Raw genomic sequence first — 10,226 nt, 5'->3', positions numbered from 1 at the left:
TGGAACCTGCTACAGGGCCCATGATCCTCGTTGGGCATTCAAGCCGACCTCTGGCGACGGCGCGGCAATCAGGGGTGCTCGTTTCAATCCCAAAGGTGTACCGGCTCTCTATCTGGCGCTCACCGTCATGACGGCGGTCAAGGAGGCTAACCAAGGCTTTGCCCATCGCATCGACCCCTGCGTGCTCTGTTCCTACGAGGTTGATTGCGAAGACATCGTGGATTTGACGTCAGAGCACGGGAGGCGCGAAGCGTCGGTCGCGCTTGAGGACATGGCTTGCGCCTGGGCGGCAGCACTCAGTGACGGACAGCGACCCGCCTCCTGGGCCATTCATGACCGGCTGCGGCCAAAAGGTGTCGCTGGGATCCTTGTTCCGAGCTTCGCGCCGGGCGCCGAGCAGAACGATCGCAATCTCGTGTGTTGGAACTGGGGTCCGCATCGTCCTCATGAGGTGACGGTGATCGACCCGAGCGGTCGATTGCCGAAAGACCAATTGACTTGGCGGTGATCGGCGGTTGAGCCACTGGCTCTCGCAGCTGTTGCAGAGGCGACAAAGGCAGCAAGCAAGAGCACGAGCGATGACGAGATGGTGCGGATTTGGCCCAGGCCATGCCTGGCGGCGCTGGGTCATCGACAAGGCAAGAGCGTTGATTGCAGCATCGCACGGTGGGCCTGACGCGATCGCCGGACCGACTTCGTCAAACGAGCAATCTTGCGGCTCTGCCCGTCTTCCGCTCGGCCTCATTATAATAATTCGACGCCTGTTGCAGCGAGCGATGCTGCGACTGCTGCATGGCCTCGATGAGGGGAATGCCACGGCGGGCGGTTTCGGTGAGGTAGCCTGAGCGCAGCCCGTGCGCGGAAAACAGCGTCGGGTCGAGGCCGGCCTCGGCCGCGCGCCGTTTCAGGATCAGGTTGACGGCCTGCGGGGTGAGGGCCCGCCGGTCCAGATTCCCCCAGCGGTCGATACGCCTGAACACGGCGCCCTCGGTGATGCCGGCGCGCGCCAGCCAGACCTGGAGCGCCAGGACCGGCCGGCCGACCAGGTGCACGGTCGCGCCGGTGTCGGCCGCACTGGTCTTGGTGCGGCCGAGATGGATCGACAGGCAGGGGAGCTTTTCCGAAGAGTCCGGATCCTTCGGGTCGGCCGGCACCAGGTCCTCCTCGACCAACTGCTCGACCCGCAACGATGCCATTTCGCTGCGGCGGCGACCGCCGGAGGCGAAGGCGGTGAGCAAGAGCGCGCGGTCGCGGACGTCGACGAGACGGTCGCCGGCGCAAGTCCTCAGGAGGGTGGACAAGATGTCGGCGGTCACCGCCTTGCGGCTCTTGCGACCACGGGGGCGGGCGCTGGCGCGCACGGCGAGTTTGATGGCGCTTTGCAGGCCCGGTGCGTTGAAGTTTCCCGTCAGCCCCCGCCATTTGGTGAGCGTCGACCAGCTGGAAAGCCGCCGGCGCACGGTCGCGGGTGCATGCGGGCCATCGACCCGCAACAGGCCTTCGGCGCGAAGAGAGGCCACGACCTCGGCCGGCATGCCGTGCGATGAATCCGTTTCGCGCCTCGCGGGGTCCCACAAATGATGCGCGACGAATTTGATCAGCAGCGCCTCCGGCGCCGGCCAGGGCAGGGGATGCCCTGTGGCGGCGAGCGACCAAGCCTCGAGATAACCGAGATCGGAGGCCAGCGCCCGCAAAGAATTGGCGCCGATGCCTTCTTTTGCCAGGTGGCGAAGCGTTTCGACGTCGTCGTCGGTGAGGAGCTCGGCGAGGCGGTCGCGGCGGTCGAAGGGCAGCACCGACTCCAACGCATCGAGCGCTTCGGCGCGGCGCACGATCGTCGCTTGTTTTGATGGTTCCTCGACTGCAGTGGAGGTGATTCTTGCCATGCCGGCCACTGTAGCCCAGCATCGCCCGGTTCGGAATCCTCGAGAATGCCGTTTGGGCAACGCGCCCCTCATTTGCGTCCCGGCCAATCTGCAAATGTGGGCCGGCTCGGCAAGCCCTCAGCCGACTTGCAGTTGGCCTCACATGGGACTATCTTACGTCTCAGTTGGAATGGAGGCTGAAATGCTGGCTTTCGCAAATGTCGCCGACGTGCTCGGCTTGCCGCCCAAGGAGGCGGCGGCGCGCTCGCCGATGGGCTTGATGTCGCGCATCGAGCACGGCCTTCCGCTCGCCGCGCTTGACCGTGTCGCGCAGCTCGTCGCCCCAGGCGATGCCCAGTTCAAGTACCGGCTGGTGCCGAAGGCGACCTATGAGCGCCGCAAGGGTGCGCACCGGCTGTCCGCGGACGAAGGAACGCGGCTTGCCCGCGTCGCCCGGGTTTGGAGCCTGGCGCTCGAGGTCTGGCAGAGCGAGGCGGAGGCGCGTGATTTCCTGTTCCGGCCGCATCCCATGATCGAGGACAGCCGGCCGATCGACGTCGTGCTCCAGAGCGAGTTCGGCGCCGAGATGGTCATCGATATCCTGGGCAGTTTGAAATACGGCAGCGCTGCGTGACGGCGCAGACGCTTGATCGCACGCTCACCTGTTTTCGCATCGGCGATCCGGCAGGGGCCTACCCGATCTTCGACGCCACGGGCTCGACCCTTGCGCCGGGTCGTTGGAACACGGCCGGCAGCCCGGTCATCTATGCCAGCGAACACTATGCGACGGCACTGCTCGAGAAGCTGGTGCACGGCAGCGGTCGTCTGCCGCCGAACCAACACTATGTCGAGATCACCGTTCCACGCGGCCTCAGCTACGCGGTCTTCTCGCCGCCGACGCTGCCCGGCTGGGATTCGATGCCGGCGACGGTGAGCAAGGCGTTCGGCGAGCGCTGGTGCCTAGAGAAGCGCAGCCTGATCCTGCTGGTGCCGAGTGTGGTGGCTCGTGTCGAGCACAACGTTCTCATCAATCCGGCGCATCCGGAGTTTGCGGCCGTGGAGACGAGCCTGCACGCGCCGGTCTACTGGGACCGGCGGTTGTTCGGCGTGTGAGCCAATTCGGCGACCGGCCCTTACCGATCACGGCGCTCAAGCGCACCGTGTGCCGGCCGGACAATTTGGCCGATTCCAGTGCTTCCAGTCGTCAAATCCATCGCTATCGATAAGGGGTCATTATCGATAGTGATATTGCTGCTGAAGAAAGCCCGCATGTGCCGGAAGGAAAGGTGGAGATATCTTCGGTTACGTGATTTCCGCTACAGGAAATCAATGGCTTACGATCTGTCCTTAGGCGGAGGAAGTCTCTGGGGACCCTGAATGCGTGGGTTGGCCACGTCGGTCCGCCAAGCATCGCACTGGGCATTGAGATCGTCCATGTTCTGGAATCTGCGTGCCAGAAAGAAGTCCTGCCGGATATAGCGGAAGGCGGAAGGGGCGCTCAGGTCGAATTCACTTCGCCGCTGCGGCCGGCGCGTTCGGGCTCGTGGCGAACCTCAGCTTGCTCGGCGTGGAGGGCAGACGTTGGCGCCAGCAATGAGCTTCTCGTTGCTGGTCCTGAACAACAGCGCTTCTGTCGGCGAGAAATCTATATGCACGGCTTCGCCCGCGCTATGGGCGGCGGCGGAGCCATGTTCAAGAACCCGAACGTGCCCGACATCGGTGTCGACGACGTAAAGGATCTCGCGGCCCATCGGCTCAATCTCGGCGATCCGACCCCGCAGCCCATCGCCGGCAAACTTCAGATGCTCGGGCCTGAGCCCTATGGTTACGTCACCCCTGATTCCTTCGGACGGAAAAACGGTGGCGCCGACATGGACGGCACCGTTCTCGGCCGTTCCCCGAATTAGATTAACGGGCGGTGAGCCGATGAAGCCTGCAATGAAGAGGCTCGCCGGCCGCAGGTATAGGTCATCGGGCGTGCCCACCTGCTCAATCCCGCCACCACGCATGCAAATGACGCGGTCGGCCATGGTCGTCGCCTCGATCTGGTCGTGGGTGACCAGGATGGTGGTGACTCCGAGCTTCTTTTGCAGCGACTTGATTTCGGTGCGCATGGTCAGCCGGAGGGTGGCGTCGAGGTTCGAGAGCGGCTCGTCCAGGAGCAGAATCTGCGGCTCCTTGACCAAAGCGCGCGCCAGCGCCACCCGCTGCTGCTGGCCGCCCGAGAGTTCGCTCGGCCGTCGGTCGAGAAGCTCGCCGACATGGACGAGTTCAGCTGCCGCCTTGACACGGACGAGCGCCTCCTCGCGCGGCGTCTTCTTGAATCGCAGCGGGAACAGGATGTTGTCGTGCACGTTCATATGCGGGTAGAGCGCATAGGATTGGAAGACGATGCCGACATTGCGGTCCCTGGCTTCCACCTCGTTGACGAGATGGCCATCGAACAGGAGCTCGCCGCCGCTCGGTAGGTAGATGCCTGCGAGCATGAACAGGCTCGTCGACTTGCCGCAGCCGGACGGGCCAAGCAGGGCGACGAACTCGCCGTGCTCGATCGTGAGGTTCAAGCCGGGGATAACCTCCACGTCCCCGAAGCGTTTGATGACATTGCGGAATTCGATACTGGCCATTTGCATCAACCCTTTACGCCGCCGATCGACATCTGCATGAGATAGCGCTGTGCCGCCGCATAAAGCACGAGGCTCGGCACCAAATAGAATACGCCGACCGCAGAGACGACGCCGAAGTCAACGCCCATGACGTCGTCCCGGACGAAGAACATATAGAGGCTCATGGTCCAGTTGGTGTTCCTGATGAGGAAGGTGAAGACGAAGATATATTCCTCCCAGCCTCGGATGAAGGAAAAGACCGAGACGGCAATGATGCCATTGGTTACCTGCGGAAGAACGACCTTCACGAACGCCTGGCGCCGCGATGCGCCGTCGGTGAGCGCGCTCATCTCGATGTCCCAGGGTACGGCGTCGAAGAAGCCTTTCATGATGAATATGGCGAAGGGCAGCTCGAAGGCGACGAGCACCAGAATGACGCCAAAAAGCGTATCCAGGAGGCCGATATAGTAAAGCATCAGGAACATCGGCACGATCAGCGTCATCACCGGAAAGGCGTGCAGCACAAGGAGGGAGCGCAACATCGGGGCGCGGCCCGGAAACTGGAACCGCGACAGGTAGTAGCCGGCGAGTGAGGCGACGGTGACGACAATGATGGTCTGCGAGCCGGCGAGTACGATCGAGTTCCAGAAAGCCCGCCAGACGCTCGGGAACTGGGTCGCACCGCGGACCTCGCCAACGCGCGACCGCACCACCGAGGCGAAATCGCGCTCGACCAGGAAGATGAAGTTGCCGAGATGCAGGCTTGGCCCAACCAGAGTGATAAAGGCGACAGCCGTAATTGCCGCGACGACCGCGAAGCCCGCAAGCATGCGTCGGAGATTGCGGGCCACCATTGCAACCACCCAACAGGCGATGATGGCCGGCACCAGAACCAGCAGGGAGCGCCAGAGAACCTGCGTCTCCGCGATGCCAGTGCGCGCCGAGAAGGCGATGGTAACCAGCCAGAAATAGGGGAGGATGATCGGAATCGAGACTGCTATCAGGAAAGCATAAAGAGCGCTGGTCCTGGCCCGGTTCGTCCAGCGAGCACGGCGCGCGAGCTGGGCCCAATCCGTCTCGACAGGAGAGGTCGTCAGGGGAACCGTCGTCATCTCATTGCACCTCGATCCGCGGGTTTTGGAGCAGCCTCTTCATGTCGAAGAAGCGCCAGCCAAGCAGAGCCACGGCAATGCCGATGACGATCAAAAAGAGCGACAGTGCCGCGCCATAACCATACTGGCCGCTCTGGAACGCCCGGCGGTAGATATACAGCGCATAGACGGTCGTGTCGTAGAAGGGGCCACCTTTGGTCAGGAGGAGGATGTATTCGAAGCTGACCAGCAGCGATAGCGCCTGGTAGATGGTAATGAAGCTGATCGGCCAGCGCAGGGCCGGCAGCGTGATGTACCAGACGATCGCGAGCGAGCCGGCGCCGTCCACGCGGGCGGCATGGAACAGGTGCTCCGGGATGCCGCGAATGGCCGAGGTGAAGATGATCATCCCCATCGAGGCGCCGATGAAGCCATTGGAGATGATGATCAGGGCAATGGGCGCGGTGGTGAGCAGGTCGAGCGGCTGTTCAAGGCCGAACACCGTCATCAGGATTTGGTTGAGGAGCCCGTATTGCGACGGGTTCACGACCCAGACCCACAGAAGGATGTAGAGCACTGACGGGCTCATGCGCGGCAGTAGCCACACACCGCGGAAAAAACCGCCCGATACCTTGTCGATCGAGGTCGTGATCAGCGCCAGCACGAGCCCGAAGGTCACGTTGAAAAGGGCGAGCGTGCCGAGGACGTAGATGAAGGTCAGTGCCATGACATCGGTCAGGCGCCGATCGCCGCCGAAGACTCTTTCGTAGTGCTCGGTCGTGAATCGCGTGACCCTGAGCGACCGGCCAAGGTCGGTGAACGAGACTGCGATGTCGATAAGCACCGGAACAACGAAGAAGAATACCGTAAGCAGAATGGCCGGCCCGAGAAAGATGACGAAGTTGACACGCTGACGCCACCACGCTCGGCTCTTCATCCGGCGCTCCATCATCAGTTTATCTTGCGTCATCGTAGTCATCAACGCCAGCCTGCCGCCTCAGTGGGCGTGACCTCAGCGCGGTCCGTCGCTCCATCGGCGGCGGGGGCAGGCTGAAGCCTGTCCCCGCACAAAGGGGCAGCTATTCGATGATAACGTTGTCGAGGTTACCTTCCGCCTCATCGATGACGAACTCGGCCGCGTCCTCGGCGGTGAGCCGGCCTGATTCCACGCCCTGGATCGCCGTGTAGAGGATCCGATTGAGATCGGCGAATTGCGGCTCGTTGGGAAGATATTTGGCGATCTCAAGGAGCTGGGTGGCCCGTGCGAGGGGCCAAGCCTCCTGATAGCGTGGATCCTCGAGCTGCTCCGGGCGAATGCCGATATGCGTGGTGGTGACCGCATGATCGGTATTGAGCTCCGCGTCGGAGGCGTAGCCGAGAAGACGGACGACCAGATCCGGATGCTCGGTGTCGGCCGCGACGCCGTAGATGATCGGATGCGTCAGGGTGCTGGGCTGGCCGCCTTTCTCAGCTGCCGGTACCGCGATCCAGCCCCAGTCGGCGAAGAAGCCTTCCTCGTCATCCGGCAGGCCAAACGTTGGGAAGGCGTAGCTCCCCAGATCCCAGATGCCGTATTTCCAGAACGCCGAATTTTCGTTGGCGTAGAAGTCGGCACGGATCGCATCCCAGTCCATCGACGTGTTGTTGGCGGGAATCACGCCCTCGTTCACTGCTCGCTCGAACCAGCCGAAGGCAGCCGTAAGGTCTTCCCGGTTGATCAGCAGGTTGCCGGTCTCGGGATCGACGAAGTCGTTGCCATAAGCGCCGAATACCATTGAAAAGTCGGGCCCGACATTGGGCCGGTGCAGGATGCCATACTCGGCATCAGTATTGTCGACCACCTGCTTGGCAATGTCGATGACCTCGTCCATCGTAAGGTCACCCGCCAGTGTACGCTCCGGCATGGCGGTGATGAAGTCCTCGTCGAAGCCAGCCTCGCGCAGCAGCTTTTTGTTGTAGAAGAACATGCGCGCTTCGGCGTCCTGGGGGATGCCGTAAATCCCGTCGGGACATCTGGTTGAGTCCCAAAGAGATGGGAAAATGGTGCCGAAATGCTCGGGATACTTCTCGATGTAATCGTCGAGCTTGAGGGCGAAGCCGTCCTGCTGGAAGGCGCAGATCCACTCATGCGCGGCGATGAACATGTCGGGGCCTTCACCAATGCCGAAGGCACGCAGGAGCGCGAGCGCGTCGTCGTCGAAGCCCTGCGCCGGACTCTCGCGAACGACCACTTCGACGCGCACGTCGGAGCCTTCCTCTTCGAGCGCGGCGTTGAGCATGTCGGCCGCCTTGACCACATTGCCGGCGCGCAGCGGTCCCGAGACGTCCTGGCGCGACCAGATTTCCAGCTGCACCGTTTCCTGTGCAAGTGCGGGCGCAGCTGTAAGAATTCCTGTTGCGGCACCGCCCAACAGCGCCGCGGTCACCAGAGCCGTAGTTCCAGTTTTGAAGATTGTCATTGTGCACCCCCTAGTCTACGGCGCGTTTCACGCGTCGTCTTGATGAATTGCAGAGCCGTGCAACACGATTATGATTAACATTTGGGCATTGGTCCAGTGAATCTGGGAGAGGGTTGAAGGCGGGCAAGCGGCGCAACTTCGCCACGTGCCTTCTGGAGAATGGTACCAATATCCGCATCATCCATGTTCTGCTCGATCCCAAATATCTGTCGAGCACGCCAAGACGAACTCCTGACGGCTGCGCTATTTCATTATTTCATTCCATTTTCACGCTGCCGGTGGAAATTGTTGCGATCGCTATTCAGAGGAACGCGGTGATCTATGCCATCCTGTTCAAGGCGGCCGCCGAGACGCCACGATGATCGCCGCCGATCCAAAACATCTTGATGCCGAAATCGGCCTTGTCGCGGTTTTCGTCGTGTCTTCGCACATTGACGCGCCCGGCCCCGGGCGAGGCGATCAGCATCACGTCCCGGCCAAAAGACCAATTCTTATCGCCCGTTGAAGGCGTGCGCACACAGGCTGCTGAGCTGTCCGAAGACGCTCTTCCCGCCGGCGATCACCATGGTGCCTTGACTGACGACCGTCGCAGGGTCCGGCTCTAAAACAGTGCCCCCTGCCTCCTCGACCAGAAGCATGCCGGCAAGGCAGTCCCAAGCGTTCATGTGTTCTTCACAGTAGCCAAGCAACCGTCCCGCCGCAACATAGGCGAGCATGAGCGCCCCGGAGGCATTGCGGAAGAAGACGCCACCCTCGCTGAGGAGGTGGTCAATCAGGATTGCCATGTTGCGCGCCTCCACGCGGTTGGAGAAGCCAGTCCCGACGGAGCCCTCAGCCAGGCTTGTCGCGGCGGTAGCCCTGATCGGCTTGCCATTGAGGAAGGCGCCACCGCCGCGGCTCGCCGAAAAGGTTTCGCCGTTCAACGGGTCGTGAATCACGCCGGCCGTGACAACGCCGCTGGTCATCAGCGCGATCACCACGCACCACGAAGGGATGCCACGGACGAAATTCGCGGTGCCATCGATCGGGTCGATGACCCAGATGTGCTTTGAACACCCTTCGACCAGCTCATGCTCCTCGCCGACGACGCCATCGTCCGGGTACGCCTTCTTCAGAGCGACACGGATAAAGAGCTCGACTTCGCGGTCAGCATTGGAGACGAGATCCTGATGGCCCTTGCTCTCGATCTTGAGATCGTCAAGCACGCTGAAAAAGCTAAGAGCGAGGTCGCCGGCGCGGCATGCTAGGTCGATTGCGAATTCAATTCGCTGCTCGATGTCCGGATCCATGAACGTCTGATAGATCGCTATTACGGCCAACGTGAGGCTTTGCCGTTCCGCTGGGCGGCGCTGGAGGGGAACCAGTCAAGAGCGCCCATAGCCGGGCAATCTGGGCCAACGTCACGACGTCATCGCCCCGACCAGAGTGGTGCGACGATAGATTGAGATCCTGGTACGCGCAGATTCTGAGATCCAGCATCACGACTCGGCGGGTCCTGCGGCTCATACTGTTCTTACCTGACATTTTCGAGTCCCGTCCGGGGATCCCTTCTCTCGCGTGCTGGTGCGAACCTTGCGCATGCGCGCAGGGGTATCCTTCACGGTTTCGCCGACTGATCGCCAGCACCTGACGACGCTCATCAGGGACCGCAAGGCGCCGGAGAAGCATGTCAGGCGTGTCGACATCGTGCTGCTCAGCGCCGAGGGCGTGGGCACGGTCGAGATCATGTAGCGCACGGCCAAGTCGAAGATGTCGCTTGGCAATTTGTAGGAATGCGCCCGTTCGGTCCGGACTGAGCATTTAATGATGAGAATTACGGCAGTCGGATTCTCAAAGTAACCGCATCTGCGAGGACGCTTGCGGCGGGCACGTCTGGGCGGCCGGCGATCTTCAGGTTGGGATGCCGTGCTCTGCGTCATCGTCGATCAGTTTTCGCCTCGAAGAGCCGCCTTGCGATAGTGGCGGAAAGGGGAGGGGGATCGTCGTGCTCGCACTGACTTGGCACAGCCCTCCACACAAAGGTATGTGATACGCCACCCTACAACTGGCTTCGCAAATTCGGCCTGGGATCCTCGTGGCCAAACACGCAATTTCGGCAGGTCTGCAGCGATCGCGTAGCGATCAGCCGGCATGATAGTTGCCTAGTGCCGTTCCTCGGCTTCAGCCGGCGGGCAATTTTGCCCACCCAGCGGCATCGTCCAGCGC

General features: G+C 62.0%; 9 protein-coding genes and 2 pseudogenes. 5 read left to right on the top strand and 6 right to left on the bottom strand.

The window, feature by feature from the left end:
- Window positions 1-508 (top strand): RES family NAD+ phosphorylase (locus N5A92_RS26915; protein ID WP_260907678.1); only part of this gene is annotated, 508 nt, incomplete at its 5' end.
- A 190-nt stretch (window positions 509-698) separates the two neighbouring features.
- Here N5A92_RS26915 and N5A92_RS26910 read toward each other — a convergent pair.
- Window positions 699-1,886, bottom strand: coding sequence for a site-specific integrase (locus N5A92_RS26910; RefSeq protein ID WP_260907683.1), 1,188 nt, complete (start codon window positions 1,884-1,886; stop codon window positions 699-701).
- A 181-nt stretch (window positions 1,887-2,067) separates the two neighbouring features.
- Between N5A92_RS26910 and N5A92_RS26905 the strand changes: the two genes are divergently transcribed.
- Window positions 2,068-2,499 carry an antitoxin Xre-like helix-turn-helix domain-containing protein gene (locus tag N5A92_RS26905; RefSeq protein WP_260907676.1) on the top strand — a complete coding sequence of 144 codons (432 nt, stop codon included), beginning with the start codon at window positions 2,068-2,070 and terminating at the stop codon, window positions 2,497-2,499.
- Window positions 2,496-2,978: an RES family NAD+ phosphorylase gene (locus N5A92_RS26900; protein ID WP_260907674.1), complete on the top strand. Its 483-nt coding sequence runs from the start codon at window positions 2,496-2,498 to the stop codon at window positions 2,976-2,978. The genes N5A92_RS26905 and N5A92_RS26900 overlap by 4 nt, the downstream gene beginning before the upstream one ends.
- Window positions 2,979-3,418: 440 nt before the next feature.
- Here N5A92_RS26900 and N5A92_RS26895 read toward each other — a convergent pair whose 3' ends face one another.
- The 4 genes from N5A92_RS26895 to N5A92_RS26880 form a co-directional block, all read right to left on the bottom strand.
- On the bottom strand, window positions 3,419-4,492 hold the full coding sequence (locus N5A92_RS26895; protein ID WP_260907673.1) for an ABC transporter ATP-binding protein: 1,074 nt from the start codon (window positions 4,490-4,492) through the stop codon (window positions 3,419-3,421).
- Between the two features lie 5 nt (window positions 4,493-4,497).
- The gene (locus N5A92_RS26890; RefSeq protein WP_260907672.1) at window positions 4,498-5,583 is read right to left on the bottom strand and encodes a carbohydrate ABC transporter permease; all 1,086 of its coding nucleotides are present in this window, start codon (window positions 5,581-5,583) and stop codon (window positions 4,498-4,500) included.
- Between the two features lies 1 nt (window position 5,584).
- Entirely contained in the window at window positions 5,585-6,532 is a 948-nt protein-coding gene (locus N5A92_RS26885) for a carbohydrate ABC transporter permease (RefSeq protein ID WP_260907671.1), read from the bottom strand.
- A 109-nt stretch (window positions 6,533-6,641) separates the two neighbouring features.
- Window positions 6,642-8,021, bottom strand: a complete 1,380-nt coding sequence (locus N5A92_RS26880; protein ID WP_260907670.1) for an ABC transporter substrate-binding protein — start codon at window positions 8,019-8,021, stop codon at window positions 6,642-6,644.
- 254 nt (window positions 8,022-8,275) lie between these two features.
- Here N5A92_RS26880 and N5A92_RS27625 point away from each other — a divergent pair.
- Window positions 8,276-8,433, top strand: a pseudogene (locus N5A92_RS27625) (IS91 family transposase); the annotation flags it as partial.
- Between the two features lie 79 nt (window positions 8,434-8,512).
- On the opposite strand, the gene N5A92_RS26870 reads toward N5A92_RS27625, so the two are convergent.
- Entirely contained in the window at window positions 8,513-9,310 is a 798-nt protein-coding gene (locus N5A92_RS26870) for an inositol monophosphatase family protein (RefSeq protein ID WP_260907669.1), read from the bottom strand.
- A gap of 289 nt (window positions 9,311-9,599) precedes the next feature.
- Between N5A92_RS26870 and N5A92_RS26865 the strand changes: the two are divergent.
- Window positions 9,600-9,749: pseudogene (locus N5A92_RS26865) on the top strand (IS630 family transposase); the annotation flags it as partial.
- Window positions 9,750-10,226: the final 477 nt, after the last annotated feature.

This window comes from Chelativorans salis, assembly GCF_025336525.1.
GTDB lineage: Bacteria > Pseudomonadota > Alphaproteobacteria > Rhizobiales > Rhizobiaceae > Chelativorans > Chelativorans salis.
The sequence above is the reverse complement of the archived record's forward strand: the minus strand, read 5'-3'. Positions and strand labels throughout refer to the sequence as shown.